12 protein-coding genes are annotated in these 15,377 nt (G+C 59.6%); 6 read left to right on the top strand and 6 right to left on the bottom strand.

Features of this window, described 5'->3' with window-relative positions:
* Window positions 1–104: 104 nt before the first annotated feature.
* Entirely contained in the window at window positions 105–782 is a 678-nt protein-coding gene (locus LAT62_RS12545; RefSeq protein ID WP_293384343.1) for a GntR family transcriptional regulator, read from the bottom strand.
* 192 nt (window positions 783–974) lie between these two features.
* Here LAT62_RS12545 and LAT62_RS12550 point away from each other — a divergent pair, with 192 nt between their 5' ends.
* A complete protein-coding gene (locus LAT62_RS12550; RefSeq protein WP_293384346.1) occupies window positions 975–2,186 on the top strand; it encodes a PQQ-dependent sugar dehydrogenase in 1,212 nt (403 codons plus the stop codon).
* Window positions 2,187–2,193: 7 nt separating this feature from the next.
* Here the strand turns inward: LAT62_RS12550 and LAT62_RS12555 are convergent, their stop codons facing one another.
* Entirely contained in the window at window positions 2,194–2,529 is a 336-nt protein-coding gene (locus LAT62_RS12555) for a hypothetical protein (protein WP_293384349.1), read from the bottom strand.
* A gap of 91 nt (window positions 2,530–2,620) precedes the next feature.
* On the opposite strand from LAT62_RS12555, the gene LAT62_RS12560 reads away from it, so the two are divergent.
* Window positions 2,621–3,559 (top strand): YihY/virulence factor BrkB family protein, encoded by a 939-nt coding sequence (locus LAT62_RS12560; RefSeq protein ID WP_293384351.1) that lies wholly within the window; start codon window positions 2,621–2,623, stop codon window positions 3,557–3,559.
* Window positions 3,560–3,637: 78 nt separating this feature from the next.
* Here the strand turns inward: LAT62_RS12560 and LAT62_RS12565 are convergent, their stop codons facing one another.
* From LAT62_RS12565 to LAT62_RS12580, 4 genes are all read right to left on the bottom strand, one after another.
* Complete coding sequence (locus tag LAT62_RS12565) at window positions 3,638–4,816, bottom strand: acetyl-CoA C-acyltransferase (protein WP_293384354.1); 1,179 nt, start codon at window positions 4,814–4,816, stop codon at window positions 3,638–3,640.
* 51 nt (window positions 4,817–4,867) lie between these two features.
* The gene (locus tag LAT62_RS12570) at window positions 4,868–6,838 is read right to left on the bottom strand and encodes an acetoacetate--CoA ligase (RefSeq protein WP_293384357.1); all 1,971 of its coding nucleotides are present in this window, start codon (window positions 6,836–6,838) and stop codon (window positions 4,868–4,870) included.
* Between the two features lie 100 nt (window positions 6,839–6,938).
* Window positions 6,939–7,718 carry a 3-hydroxybutyrate dehydrogenase gene (locus LAT62_RS12575; RefSeq protein ID WP_293384360.1) on the bottom strand — a complete coding sequence of 260 codons (780 nt, stop codon included), beginning with the start codon at window positions 7,716–7,718 and terminating at the stop codon, window positions 6,939–6,941.
* A gap of 269 nt (window positions 7,719–7,987) precedes the next feature.
* A complete protein-coding gene (locus LAT62_RS12580) occupies window positions 7,988–9,400 on the bottom strand; it encodes a sigma 54-interacting transcriptional regulator (protein WP_293384363.1) in 1,413 nt (470 codons plus the stop codon).
* Between the two features lie 460 nt (window positions 9,401–9,860).
* Here LAT62_RS12580 and carA point away from each other — a divergent pair, with 460 nt between their 5' ends.
* Genes carA through LAT62_RS12600 form a run of 4 tightly spaced genes read left to right on the top strand, consistent with a single transcriptional unit; the run spans window position 9,861 to window position 15,072 of the window.
* Window positions 9,861–10,991 carry a glutamine-hydrolyzing carbamoyl-phosphate synthase small subunit gene (gene carA / locus LAT62_RS12585; RefSeq protein WP_293384366.1) on the top strand — a complete coding sequence of 377 codons (1,131 nt, stop codon included), beginning with the start codon at window positions 9,861–9,863 and terminating at the stop codon, window positions 10,989–10,991.
* 3 nt (window positions 10,992–10,994) lie between these two features.
* On the top strand, window positions 10,995–14,216 hold the full coding sequence (carB, locus tag LAT62_RS12590) for a carbamoyl-phosphate synthase large subunit (RefSeq protein WP_293384369.1): 3,222 nt from the start codon (window positions 10,995–10,997) through the stop codon (window positions 14,214–14,216).
* A complete protein-coding gene (gene greA, locus LAT62_RS12595) occupies window positions 14,213–14,692 on the top strand; it encodes a transcription elongation factor GreA (protein ID WP_293384372.1) in 480 nt (159 codons plus the stop codon). The genes carB and greA overlap by 4 nt, the downstream gene beginning before the upstream one ends.
* On the top strand, window positions 14,692–15,072 hold the full coding sequence (locus tag LAT62_RS12600) for a hypothetical protein (RefSeq protein WP_293384375.1): 381 nt from the start codon (window positions 14,692–14,694) through the stop codon (window positions 15,070–15,072). The genes greA and LAT62_RS12600 overlap by 1 nt, the downstream gene beginning before the upstream one ends.
* The last annotated feature ends 305 nt before the right edge of the window (window positions 15,073–15,377 follow it).

Below are 15,377 nucleotides of genomic sequence, written 5' to 3' on the forward strand. Positions count from 1 at the left end.
GCGCCTACAGGGTGGCACTGTTGTAGGCCAGCGACGTGAGTCGCGCTCGGCGGCGTAGCCGCCCCGAAGGTCCGCTTGGTACCCCGCAGAGGTGACTTGTCCCCTCACCTCACGGACTCCCGCAAATACACCTCAAGCAGCCGTTGCGAGCGCGATATGTGGCGCCGCATCAACATCTCCGCCAGGTCGGCCTCCCGATTCACCAAGGCATCCACAATCATGCGATGCTCACGCAACGCCTGCCTGGGGTCTGTGCGGTGGTCCGCTGTTTGCTGTCTGTACATCCGTATCCGCGCGTAGAGCTCATCGCACAGCAGAGAAATCAGCTGCTCATTGTGACTGGCGCGGATGATACGGTTGTGAAAATCATAGTTGCCCTCCTGATCAGCGTAGTGGCCGTCACCACTGGCTGCCAATTCCGCCTCATGCTGATCCAGCAGCGCCTGCAGATCGGCCAGCTCGGTATCCGTGGCGGCGCTGCAGGCCAGGCGGGCCGCCATCCCTTCCAGAGCCTCGCGGATGGCAAAGGTCGCGGCCACATCTGCAATGGTGAGCCGGATGACCCGGGCACCCACATTGGGCTGCCGGGTGACCAGACCCATGCCCTCGAGACGCACAATCGCCTCGCGCAACGGCCCTCTTGATACACCGTAGCGTCGGGCCAGTTCCGGCTCGGACAGCTTGCTGCCCTGCGGCAGTTCACCACGAATAATGGCCTGACTGAGTTGCAATGCCAGTTCACTGGAGATGGTGCTGCCAGACAGGTCAGGGGCGGTCGTCATACCATTGAATTCTCTACATTGTCGACATAATAAGCCATATATAGCAGGACAGTAACTTAAATTGGCAATATTGTCGACAATATTGGCGGCCGGGTTACCCATGGATCGGTCCGGATTCGTCCTTGAATCTGATCCGCTGGGGCAGGCATGCTCGTAGGCAAAGGCAGACACAGTTATCAAGGGAAGAGCGCCATGACATTGATCGACAGCAAGACATCAGGCCTCTCAGTCTCGCTTTTCGGAGCCGTGTTGCTCGGGGCTTGCGCCAGCGTGCCCGATGTGGCCGTGGATTATGAAGACAGCGACGACGCCCAACTCGTAATTGAAGAAGTGGTCACCGGGCTGGACCATGCCTGGGGTATGAGCTTTTTGCCGGCGCCCTATCAGGACTGGGCTCTGGTCACCGAACGCCCCGGCCGTCTGTCGCTGGTCGATCTGAACAGAGGGGATCAGCATGCTATCGCCGGCGTGCCAGACGTGGTGATCGGCAACCAGGCCGGTCTGCTGGATGTTGAAGTCTGGCAGCCGGGTGAAGATTCGCAGATCTGGGTCTATCTGACCTATGCCGGTGCCGACCCAGACAACCCGGAAGCGTCCGCCACGCACACCGGGCGCGGCTGGCTGGATTTCGACAACCAGAGCCTGGAAGGGTTCGAGGTGCTGCAGGTGGCGACGCCGTTTTCCACCGAACAGGCTCACTATGGTTCACGCCTGACGTTTGGTGTCGATGGCATGCTCTACATCACCCAGGGTGACCGGCGAGAGCGCGATGCCGCGCAGGATCTGCAGAGCTACTGGGGCAAGACACTGCGCCTGCATCCGGATGGGTCGATTCCGGCGGACAATCCGTTTGTCGACAATCCCGAGGCGCATGATGCCCTCTTTACCTACGGCCACCGCAACTCGCAAAGCATGGCGGTGGAACCGACAACCGGCCTGCTGTGGCAGGGTGAACACGGTGAGCGCAACGGCGACGAGATCAACATTATCGACACGCCGGGAGGCAACTATGGCTGGCCTGTGGCCACCTATGGCCGCGAGTACGCCATCCGTCTGCCGATTGGCGAAACACCGGTTGATCGTGATGATACGGTGAACCCCGTTTATTTCTGGACGGCAGACAACTACGACGATGACGTGCAGGGCTTTCCGCCTTCGGGGATGGCCTTCTACGATGGAGATGCCTTTCCCGAATGGCAGGGTGACCTGATGATGGGAAGCCTCTGGCATCAGTATCTCGGTCGGTTCGAGATAGAAGGGCGCAGCATCCAGTATGAGTATCGCATGTTGCGCGACCGGGGCTGGCGGGTGCGTGATGTGAATGTGCACCCGGGCACGGGCTATGTCTATCTGCTGGTGGATGCCGAGGATGCCCCGCTGGTTAGGTTGCGTCCGGCCGAGTGAGCAGGCTCTAAAACAGAGGAAGCAGCGACAGCAGCCGGGTCAGTGCGGCACCGAGCAGGACCAGCGCCAGAATACCGCTGATCGCCCCTTCGAGGCCACCGGAGCATCGCTCCGGCAACAGGAAGTAGGGGCAGATCAACGAGGCCTGTGCCAACAGCCCGATCAGGATCATCCCGGGTATGAGCAGCGCCAGGCTCAGCGTCATCAGCCACACCAGCGGTGCACTGATCAGCAGTGCGGGCAGCGCGCACAGGGCGGCTGCACCGGCTACAGGTGTGTAATGTCCGGGCAGTCCGTCAAGCCAGGCGCGCAGCAGAATCAAGGTGATTTTCAGAGCGATCATCGAACGGTTCCAAGGCAACCCGCTGAATAGGTGTCTGATCTCAACTATAGTACGATGACTGACAAAGCAACAGGCCAGTAGGGATACCGTCTTGCCAGAATCATTGCACCGTACAGGAGTTCGGCTTTACCGGTTTGGCCTCTACTGGGGCGGGATCATTGCCAGCGCCATGGCTCATTGTGCCGACAGCAAGGTGCTGATTCATGCGGCCGCCCTGGCATTTTTTACGCTTTTTTCGATTGCTCCGGTGATGATTGTGGCGGTTGCCGTTGCCGGTTTGATTCTGGGTGAAGCGGCAGCCGAAGGTCGCCTGCTCAATCAACTGACCGAGATGATCGGTCCGGAGGCCGCCGAATTCGTCGAAACGGCGGTATTGAACATTCAATTCGATGCTGGCGGCTGGTTGCCAACCCTGATTGGCGTCATTGCAATTCTGATCGGCGCTACCACCGTGTTCGCCCAGATGCAGCAGTCACTGAACGTGGTCTGGGATGTGGTGCGCAAGCCCACGCGCAGTGGGCTGTACATATTGCTCAAGAACCGACTGCTGTCGCTGACCATCGTGTTGTCCATCGGTTTCATCCTGTTGATGTCACTGTTTCTCAGCGTAGTGCTTCAAGCCGTACTGAGCTTTGCCGATCAGTGGATTCCCTTGAATGCAACGGCCGTGTTCTGGCTGGAGCTGGCTGTTTCTCTGTCTGTCATGACCTTGTTGTTCGCCACCATCTTCAAGGTTTTGCCGGAGGTTCGCCTGCTTTGGAGTGATGTCTGGCTGGGGGCACTGATCACCGCACTGTTGTTTTTTCTGGGCCGTTTCCTGATGGCACGCTACCTGACCAGTCTTGCCATTGCCTCGGCTTATGGCGCTGCCGGGTCCATGGTGATGTTCTTGCTTTGGGTTCAGTATTCATCGCTCGTACTGCTGATCGGTGCGGCCGTTGCGCGCGCCCAGATGGAAGCTCGCGGGCGACCCATACGCCCCAAGGCAACTGCCATGGCGGTGCGCAAGGAGTTGATCGACGAGCGTTGATCTGGCGCCAGGCGCTGGAGCAGTTGAACAATAAAAATAGTGTGTACTGACTCCAGGGCCTGCGCCATCTCCTTGGCCCTACAGCAGTTCCACTGCCATGGCAGTCGCTTCGCCCCCACCAATACACAAGGAAGCCAGACCGCGATTCTTGCCGTGGGTCTGCAGGGCGTGCAGCAGGGTGACCAGGATGCGCGCTCCGCTGGCGCCAATGGGGTGGCCCAGCGCACAGGCACCGCCGTGCACATTGACTCGTGCCGGGTCCAGGCCCAGTTCGCGCTGGGCCAGCATGGTGACCATGGCGAAGGCTTCATTGATTTCGTAGCAGTCCACGTCTCCGGCCTGCCAGCCCGCCTTGTCCAGCGCCTTTTGAATAGCGCCGATGGGCGCGATGGTAAACTCGGCCGGCAGCCGCGCATGGGTCGCATGGGCGGCGATACGCGCCATGGGCTTCAGGCCCTGTGCCTGTGCATCGGAAGCCCGCATCAATACCAGCGCTGCCGCGCCATCGGAGATGGAGCTTGAGTTGGCGGCGGTCAGGGTGCCGTCTTTGGCGAAGGCCGGGCGCAAACCCGGGATCTTGTCGACATTGGCGCGCATGGGTGGCTCATCGGTGTCCACCACCGTTTCGCCCTTGCGATCCTTGATCGTGACCGGTGCAATCTCGTTCTTGAAGGCACCGGAGTTTACCGCGGCCTGAGCGCGCTTGACGGACTCGATGGCAAAGGCATCCATGTCTTCCCGGGTCAGTTTGTACTCATCGGCGGTTTTCTGCGCCACCGAGCCCATCAGACCGGCACCATAGGCGTCTTCCAGGCCGTCGAGCAGCATATGGTCGATCACCTCACCATGCCCCATGCGCATGCCCTGACGGGCCTTGGGCAGCAGGTAGGGGGACTGGCTCATGCTCTCCATGCCGCCGGCGACTACCACATCCGCGCTACCGGCTTTCAGCAGATCATGGCCCAGCATGGCTGCTTTCATGCCCGAGCCACAGACCTTGTTGATGGTGGTGCAGGGCGTGCTGTCCGCCAATCCCGCGCCTAGGCCCGCCTGACGTGCCGGCGCCTGGCCGACGCCGGCCGGCAGAACGCAGCCCATGATCACCTCATTGACGCGGTCCGGGCTGACCCCGGCGGCTTCCACCGCGGCGCTAATCGCCGTGGCGCCCAGATCCGGGCCCTTGGCCCCGCTCAATGCACCCGCCATCGCCCCGGTCGGGGTGCGGCGGGCGGCTACGATTACGATGTCGTCAGTCATTACAAGTCTCCAGTTCAATGAGTAGACGGTCGACTGTGCGCTGTCTACCGTTTACGTTTTCAATTCGGGCAAATCCCGGAACAGCTCCAGCGCTTCCGGGTTGGCCAGTGCGTCCTTGTTCTTGATGGTCTCTCCGAGCACCATCTTGCGCACCGCCAGTTCGACAATCTTGCCGCTGATGGTACGGGGAATATCCGCCACCTGTATCACCTTGGCCGGTACATGGCGGGGTGTGGTGTTGGCGCGGATGGTTTTCCTGATTTTGTCGGTCAGCGCATCATCCAGCGTCACGCCCTCGCGCAGGCGCACAAACAGGATGACCCGCTCGGAGTCCTCCCAGGGTTGCCCGATGGCCAGGCTTTCGAGGACGGCCTCCACTTTTTCCACCTGACGGTAGATCTCCGCGGTGCCGATACGCACCCCGCCCGGGTTCAGCACCGCATCCGAGCGGCCGTGGATGATCACCCCGTCGCGCGGGGTGATTTCGCCATAGTCACCGTGCGCCCAGATATTGTCGAACTTCTCGAAATAGGCACCGCGATATTTCTCGTCTTCCGGATCATCCCAGAAATAGATCGGCATGGACGGGAAGGGACGGGTACAGACCAGCTCCCCCTTTTCGCCACGCACGGGATGTCCGTCGTCATCAAAGATATCCACCGCCATACCCAGGCCCCGGCATTGCAGCTCACCGCTGTAGACGGGACGGATCGGGCAGCTCAGGGCAAAGCAGGAGACAATATCGGTACCGCCGGAAATCGACCCCAGCAGCAGGTCCTGCTTTATCTCGCGGTAGACATAGTCAAAGCTTTCCGGGGCCAGCGGCGAGCCGGTGGAGAGCACGGCACGCAGACGACGCACATCATGGGTGCTGCCGGGGCGGGCACCGCCTTTTTCCAGTGCTGCGATATACTTGGCACTGGTACCGAAGACGCTGACGCCTTCCTCTTCGGCCATGTCCCACAGACTGTCGACCTTGGGTGCCATCGGCGAACCGTCATACAGCACCACGGTGCAGCCGACCGCCAGCCCGCTGACCAGCCAGTTCCACATCATCCAGCCGCAGGTGGTGTAGTAGAAGAGCACATCCTCGCGGCCCAGATCGGCGTGCAGCATGTGCTCCTTGAGGTGCTGGATCAGGGTGCCTCCGCCACTGTGCACAATGCATTTGGGCACACCGGTGGTGCCTGAGCTGTACATGATGTACAGCGGGTGGTCGAACGGCAGCGGTTCGAAATCGATCTCGCGCGCGTCATTGTCGGTGAATTCCGGCCAGAGAACCGCCTGGGGCAGGCCGGTCAGGTCGGGTTGGCGGTTCTGATAGGGCACCACCAGGATACGTTCGATGCCGGGAATCTCCTGCGCGATCTCACGGACCCGTTGCAGGCAGTCAAGCTGCTTGCCGTTGTAGCGGTAACCATCGGCGGTAATCAGGATACGGGGTTTGACCTGTCCGAAGCGGTCTACCACACCCTGAATGCCGAAGTCCGGCGAGCAGGAGCTCCAGATGGCGCCGATGGAGGCTGATGCCAGCATGGCGATCACGGTTTCCGCCATGTTGGGCATGAACCCCGAGACCCGGTCGCCGGACACAATGCCGTGGGCGCGCAGGGCATGGGCAAGGCGGGCCACTTCAGTGTGGAGTTCGGCGTAAGTCAGGGTCAGACCGTGACCTTCTTCATCGCGGAACACCAGCGCCGGACGGTCATCCCGGTAACGCAGCAGATTCTCGGCAAAGTTCAGGCGGGCGTCCGGAAACCAGCGGGCACCCGGCATGCGGTCGCCGTCAATCAGGGTGCGGTCGCCCTTCTCTGTGGCCCGGATCCCGGCATAGTCCCAGAAGCTGCTCCAGAAGGTTTCACTGTGCTCGACACTCCAGTCATGGAGCTCGTCATAAGTGTTCAGTGCCAGCCCTTGCTGCCGGTTCATTGCCTGCATGAAATCGGTCATGCGGCTCCGTGCAATACGCTCGGCGCTGGGCGTCCACAGTGGTTCGTTCGACAGGTGTGTCGCAGTCGACATCTGCTCCCTCCCGGAAAGTTCAGTCATAGAATAGAGTAACGTAAAAGAGGCCTGCCCGAGGATAACCCCGGTGCAGGCAGAGTCGTCTCAGGTGTAAGGATTACTGTGCAGTGTACCCGCCGTCGAGCACCACGGCCTGGCCGGTCACGCCACGCGCCTTGTTGCTGGCGAGAAACAGGCAATAGTCCGCGACCTCTTCCGGGTCCAGCAGACGGCGCTGCGGCACCAGCGGGTAGATCACGTCTTCCAGCACACTTTCCAGCTCGACGCCGCGTGTGTTGGCCAGATCCTGCAATTGATTGCGCACCAATGGGGTATCCACATACCCGGGGCACAGGGCGTTGACATTGATGCCATAGGAGGCCCCTTCCAGGGCGGCCACCTTGGTCAGGCCGATGACGCCATGCTTGGCCGAGTTGTAACCGGCCTTGCCGGCAAAGCCGACCAGACCATTGATCGATGCCATATTGATGATGCGCCCGCTGCGCTGTTCCTTCATAACCGGGAATACATACTTGGTGGCGAGAAACGGCGCGGTCAGCATGATGTCGAGCAGCAGACGGAAGCGGTCGGCCGGGAAGTCTTCGATGGCGGCGACATGCTGCATGCCGGCGTTGTTGATCAGGACGTCCAGACCATTGAAGCGATCCAGAACCTGGTCAATGGCGTCCTTGAACGCGGCCTCGTCGGTGACATCACAGGCCAGGCCGAGACAGTCGCTGCCATTGCTGTCCAGTGCCTTCATGGCCTGATCCAGCGCCTCCTGTTTCTTGTCGACGATGGCCACCCGGGCGCCTTCGTTGAGAAACCCACGTGCGATAGCCAGACCGATGCCGCTGCCGCCGCCCGTGATCAATACACTCTTGCCTTTCATGGACATGTCAGGAACCTCTTGTGCGGATTGTTGTTATCTTTTTTGTCTTCCTTGGGCTTACACAAGATCAGTGCCAACTAAAAATTGCACTTTTAAAACAAGGGGTTAGGACCCTATTTTTGAGAGCTTGACCGTACTGGGAGGTATACAAAGGGCGTAATGGCCTGTTTTGTCCGAATTTTCGGACGGTTTGGGGGTGCAAAGCACCAAAATGGCTATGTGAGGCGTCCGAAAAATCGGACATCGTCCGGATTTCCGAACTGTTTGATCACAGCTCAAAGGCCGTGCCGAGCCAGTTTCTCGTACAGGGTCGATTTGGAGATGCCCAGGTGGCGGGCCGTCTGCTGGCGATTGTTGCCGCAGGTCCGCAATGCCTGGCAGAGAATGTCGTATTCAGCCTGGTGCAGTTGGTCTTTCAGTGTCTGCTGCATAGGCGCACCCTGAGGCTCAATTGCAGGTGCACCCGAGATGGGTTCCGGCAGCGCCTCGAGTCCAATTTTACGGCCCTGACTGAGATGAAACGTGGCCTCAAGCACATTGTGCAGCTCACGAATATTGCCCGGCCAGTCGTAATGCATCAGTCGGGTCAGCGCTTCCGCCGTCAGTCGAGGGGCTCGCCGACCCGTGCGGCGCGACAATTGTTGCAACTGGTGTTCGACCAGCATCGGAATGTCGTCTCGTCGCTCGCGCAGCGGGGGTAGAGTAAGCCCGACCACGTGAATGCGATAATACAGATCCTGCCGAAACTGACCTGACTCCACCAACTGTTCCAGTGGCTGATGCGTTGCTGCAATCATGCGGATGTCTACCGGTACCAGGCTGGTCGACCCGACCGCTTCCACTTGTCGATCCTGCAGCACGCGCAGCAGCTTCGCCTGCATGGCCAGTGGCATGTCGCCTATTTCATCCAGAAAAAGTGTGCCTCGGTTCGCCAGTTGGAATTTGCCCGGCTTGCCCCCCTTGCGCGCGCCGGTGAAAGCGCCGCCTTCATAACCAAAAAGTTCTGCTTCGAGCAGATTTTCCGGAATGGCGGCACAGTTGACCTTGATGAAGGGACCGTCGGAGCGTTCCGAGAGTTGATGCAAGGCATGCGCATAGAGCTCCTTGCCGGTGCCGGATTCCCCGCGGATCAGTACGGACACATCACTGGCGGCGACCCGCTTGACACGCTCATTCAGGGCCTCAATGGCCGGGCTGCGCCCAATGATGTCTGCAAGATGAAAGCGCGCGCCCTCGCGGGTCGGGCTGGTGTGATCCGATGTCTGATAATTCTGCTCGGCGATCAGGGCGCGGATCTGGGTGTTGATCTGCTGCCACTCGTGGGTGTCATGGAAGAACACGGTGCCGACAGCTCCTTTGATCCCTCCCTCGACGATGATCGGATACCGATTGGCGATCATCTTGTTACCCTTGATCTCCTGCAACTGGATGCGCTCGGCCTTGCCGGTTTGCACCGCCTTGTGCATCCGGGTGTTTTCAATCACTTCGGTGACCGGCCGACCGATGATGTCGCGCCGCCGCAGCCCGAGAAAGCGAGCATAGGGCCGGTTCATGAACACGACCCTTGATTCGGCGTCGACAATGACTATCCATTCCTCGATGGCGTCAAAGGCAGCGACCAGTGTGGCAGCCTGGGGCAGTTGCCATAGTCGGGGCTGTTCCTGATCCGGTGGGGTTGATGAAGTCATGATCTTGTGGTCTGGGCGATAAACAGTCATGACTATAGGGAAAAGCACTCTCTCCGTACAGTCCGAGAGGCTTGCGCCGCACGGGATGCCAGTCGTACTCGTCGCGGCTCGGGTGTCAGCCATTCTGATGGACAAAAGATTGGCTATCCCTTAGAATTCAGCCGATTTGCCTGCAGGCAGACAGGCCTGCCAGAGCCGTGGGTTTCATCATTCCGCCGGTGGAGAGTGTCAGTTGTCTCCACAGGGTCAGAAAGCAGTCAGCGAGGTGGGCGCAGGTCCATCTCGCTTTTTTACGACCTGATCGGCGGTGTAGACGAAAAATGGCGGCAATATTGTGAATTATTGCGGGAGATGGCGTCATTTGAGTTGGTCTTGCCGTCTCCCGCGCGACCGAATTCCGGGTGCGCGTGACGTGCCCGACTCAGATCAAGCAGCACACAGACAAAGGCGGGGACTCACTTTGACTACACCAGCAATTCTTGCGCTTGCCGATGGCAGCATCTTTCATGGCACCAGTATCGGTGCGGAAGGCGCCACCACGGGTGAGGTGGTCTTCAATACGGCCATGACCGGCTATCAGGAAATCCTGACCGATCCCTCCTACGCCCAGCAGATCGTCACGCTGACCTATCCGCATATCGGCAATACGGGTGTCAATGCGGAGGATGAGGAGTGTGATCAGCTCTGGGCCAAGGGGCTGATCATCCGCGACCTTCCGCTGCTGGAGAGCAATTTCCGCAGTGAGGAATCGCTGCAGGCCTATTTGGTACGCCGCAACTTGGTGGCTATTGCAGACATCGATACCCGACGTCTGACCCGAATCCTGCGCGAAAAGGGCAGTCAGAGCGGCTGCATTATTGCTGGCGCCGGAGCCTCTGCCGAGGGCGCGATTGCGCAGGCACAGGCAGCACCGTCGCTGAAAGGCATGGACCTGGCCAAAGTGGTGACCACGGCTGAAGCCTATGATTGGCGCAGCGGTGTCTGGGCGCTTGGCGAGGGTCACCCGACGCTGGAAGAGGCCAGCCTGCCGCATCATGTCGTGGCCTGGGACTACGGTGTCAAGCGCAACATTCTGCGCATGCTGGTCAGCCGGGGTTGTCGTGTAACGGTGGTGCCGGCACAGACTCCGGCCGACGAGGTGCTGGCTCTGAAACCGGACGGCATCTTTCTGTCCAATGGGCCTGGTGATCCGGAGCCTTGTGACTACGCCATCGACGCCATTCGTGCAGTGCTGAAGACAGACATTCCGGTCTTCGGCATCTGTCTGGGGCATCAGTTGCTGGCTTTGGCCGCCGGGGCGCGCACCGAGAAGATGAAGTTCGGCCACCATGGCGCCAACCACCCGGTGCAGGATCTGGAGTCCGGCCGAGTGATGATTACCAGCCAGAATCACGGGTTTGCCGTCGCCGAGGACAGTCTGCCGGACAATGTCACACCAACACATCGGTCGCTTTTTGATCAGTCGTTGCAGGGCATCCGCCTGACCGACCGAGCGGCCTTCAGTTTTCAGGGTCACCCGGAGGCCAGCCCTGGCCCACAGGATGTGGCACCCTTGTTTGATCGTTTTATCGCCCTGATGGAGGCCAAGTAACTCATGCCGAAAAGAACCGACATTCAAAGTATTCTGCTGATCGGTGCCGGTCCCATCGTGATCGGACAGGCCTGTGAGTTCGACTATTCCGGTGCACAGGCCTGCAAGGCCCTGCAGGAAGAGGGCTTCCGCGTCATTCTGGTGAACTCCAATCCGGCCACCATCATGACCGACCCGGTCATGGCCGATGCGACCTATATTGAGCCGATCATCTGGGAAGAAGTTGCCAAGATCATCGAAAAGGAGCGACCAGACGCCATTCTGCCGACCATGGGTGGACAGACTGCACTGAACTGTGCACTCGATCTGGAGCGTCACGGTGTGTTGGAGAAGTACGGTGTCACCATGATCGGGGCCAACGCCGATACCATCGACAAGGCCGAAGACCGCTATCGTTTCGATCAGGCCATGAAGGCTATCGGCCTGGAAACACCGCGCTCCGGTATTGCGCACAGCATGGAAGAGGCCTGGGAAATCCAGGCGGACATCGGTTTTCCTGCCATCATCCGACCTTCGTTCACCATGGGCGGCTCCGGTGGCGGTATCGCATACAACAAGGACGAGTTCGCCGAAATCTGTGAGCGCGGGCTGGATCTGTCACCGACCAACGAACTGCTGATCGACGAGTCGCTGATCGGCTGGAAAGAATACGAGATGGAAGTGGTGCGTGATCGCGCCGACAACTGCATCATCATCTGTTCCATCGAGAATCTGGATGCCATGGGCGTGCACACCGGTGACTCCACCACGGTGGCCCCGGCGCAGACCCTGACTGACAAGGAATACCAGATCATGCGCAACGCCTCGCTGGCGGTGCTGCGTGAAATCGGTGTGGAAACCGGTGGCTCCAATGTGCAGTTCGCGATCGACCCGGATACCGGACGCATGGTGGTGATCGAAATGAATCCTCGGGTCAGCCGTTCGTCGGCCCTCGCCTCCAAGGCTACCGGCTTCCCGATTGCCAAGGTCGCAGCGAAGCTGGCCGTGGGCTATACGCTGGACGAACTGCAGAACGAAATTACTGGCGGGCGGACGCCGGCGTCCTTTGAGCCCAGCATCGACTATGTCGTTACCAAGGTGCCGCGCTTTGCCTTCGAGAAGTTTCCTCAGGCCAATGACCGTCTGACCACCCAGATGAAGTCGGTGGGCGAAGTCATGGCCATCGGGCGCAATTTCCAGGAATCCTTCCAGAAGGCGCTGCGCGGTCTGGAAGTCGGAGTCGCCGGCCTGGATCCCAAGCAGGATCCTGTCGAAGCGGACGCGCAGGAGAAGATCATTCGTGAACTCAAGCAGCCCGGACCGGACCGCCTGTGGTATCTGGGCGATGCGTTTCGCAGCGGCATGAGCGTGCAGGAAGTGCACGAGCACAGCCATGTCGACCCCTGGTTTCTGGTGCAAATTGAAGATCTGGTGCGCATGGAAGAGCAAATCAGCCGCACGTCGCTCACCGCTCTGGATGAAGCCACACTGCGCCAGTACAAGCGCAAGGGCTTTTCGGATGAGCGGCTGGCCGCACTGCTGGGCCTGACCGAGAAGGAAGTCCGGGAAAAGCGTCATCAACTGGGTATTCGCCCGGTCTACAAGCGTGTCGACACCTGCGCTGCCGAGTTTGCCACCAGCACGGCTTACATGTACTCCAGCTATGACGAAGAATGCGAAGCCGAACCGACCGATCGAAAGAAGATCATGGTCATCGGTGGCGGGCCCAACCGCATTGGCCAGGGCATCGAATTCGACTACTGCTGTGTGCATGCGGCTCTGGCGATGCGTGATGAGGGTTACGAGACCATCATGGTCAATTGCAACCCGGAAACCGTGTCGACTGATTATGACACCTCTGACCGCCTCTATTTCGAGCCCGTCACGCTGGAAGATGTGCTGGAAATCGTCGACCTGGAGAAGCCTGTGGGTGTGATTGTCCAGTACGGCGGGCAGACACCGCTGAAGCTGGCGCGCGCGCTGGAAGCCGCTGGCGTGCCAATCATCGGCACCACGCCGGATGCGATAGACCGGGCCGAGGACCGCGAACGCTTCCAGCACATGGTACAAAAGCTGGGCATTCAGCAGCCGGACAATGCGACCGCGCGCAGTGTGGAAGATGCCATCATCAAGGCGCAGACACTCGGCTATCCGCTGGTCGTGCGACCCAGTTATGTGCTGGGCGGCCGGGCCATGGAAATTGTTTATGACGAAACCGAGCTGCTGCGCTACATGCGTGATGCGGTCAAGGTATCCAACGACTCCCCTGTTCTGCTGGATCACTTCCTCGACAGCGCCATCGAAGTAGATGTGGATGCAGTCAGTGACGGTAAGACGGTGGTTATCGGAGCCATCATGCAGCATATCGAACAGGCGGGCGTGCACTCCGGTGACTCTGCCTGCTCGCTGCCGCCGTTTTCGTTGCCTGAAGCCGTGCAGCATGAGATCCGCACTCAGGTCAGTGCCATGGCGTTGGAGCTGGGCGTGGTCGGCCTGATGAATGTGCAGATGGCCTGGCAGGACGGCCAGCTCTACGTGATCGAAGTGAATCCGCGGGCCTCGCGCACCGTGCCGTTCGTGTCCAAGGCCATCGGTCGCTCGTTGGCCGATGTGGCAGCCAGAGTGATGGCGGGCAAGACGCTGGCCGAAGTCAACTTTACGCAAGAGCACAAACCACAATTCTATTCGGTCAAGGAAAGCGTGCTGCCGTTCAACAAGTTCCCGGGAGTAGACCCGATTCTGACCCCGGAAATGAAATCAACCGGCGAAGTCATGGGCATCGGCGACACTTTTGCCGAGGCTTTCGGCAAGGCGGCACTGGCCACTGGGGCGCGCCTGCCGAAGACAGGCACGGTCATCATCAGCGTCAAGGACCGGGATAAGCCCAAGGCCGTGGATCTGGCCCGGCGGCTGGTCAAGGCCGGCTTCAAGGTGCTGGCCACCAGTGGTACCTACAAGGTATTGCAGACGGCCGGCATCGAGTCCAAAGTAGTCAACAAGGTCAAGGAAGGTCGCCCGCACATGGTGGACATGATCAAGAACGATGAGGTTCAGTTCATCATGAATTCGACTGAGGGGCGCCAGGCCATTGCCGACAGTGCCACTATTCGCCGCAGCGCTCTGCAGCACAAGGTGTATTACACCACAACGCTGGAAGGCGCCATGGCCTCGGTGGAGGCGCTGGAAAACACGAGTGAATCCAATGTGCGCCAGTTGCAGTCATTGCACACAGGAGCAGTCCTATGACAACACGTTATCCGATGACGGTCGAAGGCGAGCAGAAATTGCAGCAAGAGCTGAAGCAGCTCAAGAGCGAAGCACGGCCCAAGGTGATTGAAGCCATTGCGGAAGCCCGCGAGCATGGTGACCTGAAGGAGAACGCCGAATACCACGCAGCCCGGGAGCAGCAGGGTTTTATTGAAGGTCGCATCAAGGAACTGGAGGCCAAACTTGGTGGCGCCCAGGTCATCGATGTGAAAGCCCTGCCGCAGACGGGCAAGGTGCTGTTCGGCGTTACCGTGACCCTGATCAATCTCGACAGTGAGGAGTCCGTCCGTTACCGCATCGTCGGTGAAGATGAAGCGAATGTGAAGGAAGGAAGGATTTCGGTCACCTCACCGATAGCCCGTGCCCTGATCGGCAAGGAAGAGGGTGATGTGGCGCAGGTCAAGACACCAGGCGGCGACGTCGAATACGAGATCGACAAGGTTGAACATCTCTGATGTTTTCGCCGATGCGCAACCTGGGTGCCAACCTGTTGTTCGTTTTTGCAGTCGGGGGTATCTGGGCAGTCGGGTACCTGGTGTCACCCTACCTGCAGGATCAGTTGCCGCCGCAGGACATCGTGGTGCTGCGCAAGAGCATGATGGTCCTGGCCATTCTGGGCTTTTTCATGGCCACGCTGACGCGGGCCCATGAGCTGAACTGGGAGTTCGTGCGGGATATCCAGTGCCAACTGGGCATAGCCGCACTGGTTACGGGTACTCTTTTCCTGCTGGTGCCGGCAGCCGAAGTCACAGCGTCTTCCGTGCTCTACGGCATAACCTCTCTGATCTGTGTGGCCTGGGTCGCCTGGATGAACTGGACACCGCTCGAGCACTGATCACTCAGGTGACCCAGTTCACACTCTCGGGCGGATGTGCAGCCAGTGGCGAAAAAGTACTCCCCTGGCACAGAGAAGGTCGCTAGAATGCGCCGTCTAACAAGACCTCAAGGAGAGATAAAATGACTCACGGACTTCGTCACGTGTGCGCCCAGCCTTTTATCGCAGTATCTTTTCTGCTCGTTTTGCTGGCCGGATGTGCCAGCAGCCCGACATCGACGCCAACCTCATCAGTGAATTTTTCCAGCAGTGAGCCTCCTGCAGCTTTGGCGGTTCCTGGCTCCGTGCGCGGTGAATTCGGCCGC

The organism is Natronospirillum sp., assembly GCF_022565775.1.
GTDB lineage: Bacteria > Pseudomonadota > Gammaproteobacteria > Pseudomonadales > Natronospirillaceae > Natronospirillum.

Bases quoted from the DNA above. Each gene is read 5' to 3' on its own strand.
- LAT62_RS12545 (WP_293384343.1), bottom strand. From the start codon at position 782: ATGACGACCGCCCCTGACCTGTCTGGCAGCACCATCTCCAGTGAACTG.
- LAT62_RS12550 (WP_293384346.1), top strand. From the start codon at position 975: ATGACATTGATCGACAGCAAGACATCAGGCCTCTCAGTCTCGCTTTTC.
- LAT62_RS12555 (WP_293384349.1), bottom strand. From the start codon at position 2,529: ATGATCGCTCTGAAAATCACCTTGATTCTGCTGCGCGCCTGGCTTGAC.
- LAT62_RS12565 (WP_293384354.1), bottom strand. From the start codon at position 4,816: ATGACTGACGACATCGTAATCGTAGCCGCCCGCCGCACCCCGACCGGG.
- LAT62_RS12570 (WP_293384357.1), bottom strand. From the start codon at position 6,838: ATGTCGACTGCGACACACCTGTCGAACGAACCACTGTGGACGCCCAGC.
- LAT62_RS12575 (WP_293384360.1), bottom strand. From the start codon at position 7,718: ATGTCCATGAAAGGCAAGAGTGTATTGATCACGGGCGGCGGCAGCGGC.
- LAT62_RS12580 (WP_293384363.1), bottom strand. From the start codon at position 9,400: ATGACTTCATCAACCCCACCGGATCAGGAACAGCCCCGACTATGGCAA.
- carB (WP_293384369.1), top strand. From the start codon at position 10,995: ATGCCGAAAAGAACCGACATTCAAAGTATTCTGCTGATCGGTGCCGGT.
- greA (WP_293384372.1), top strand. From the start codon at position 14,213: ATGACAACACGTTATCCGATGACGGTCGAAGGCGAGCAGAAATTGCAG.
- LAT62_RS12600 (WP_293384375.1), top strand. From the start codon at position 14,692: ATGTTTTCGCCGATGCGCAACCTGGGTGCCAACCTGTTGTTCGTTTTT.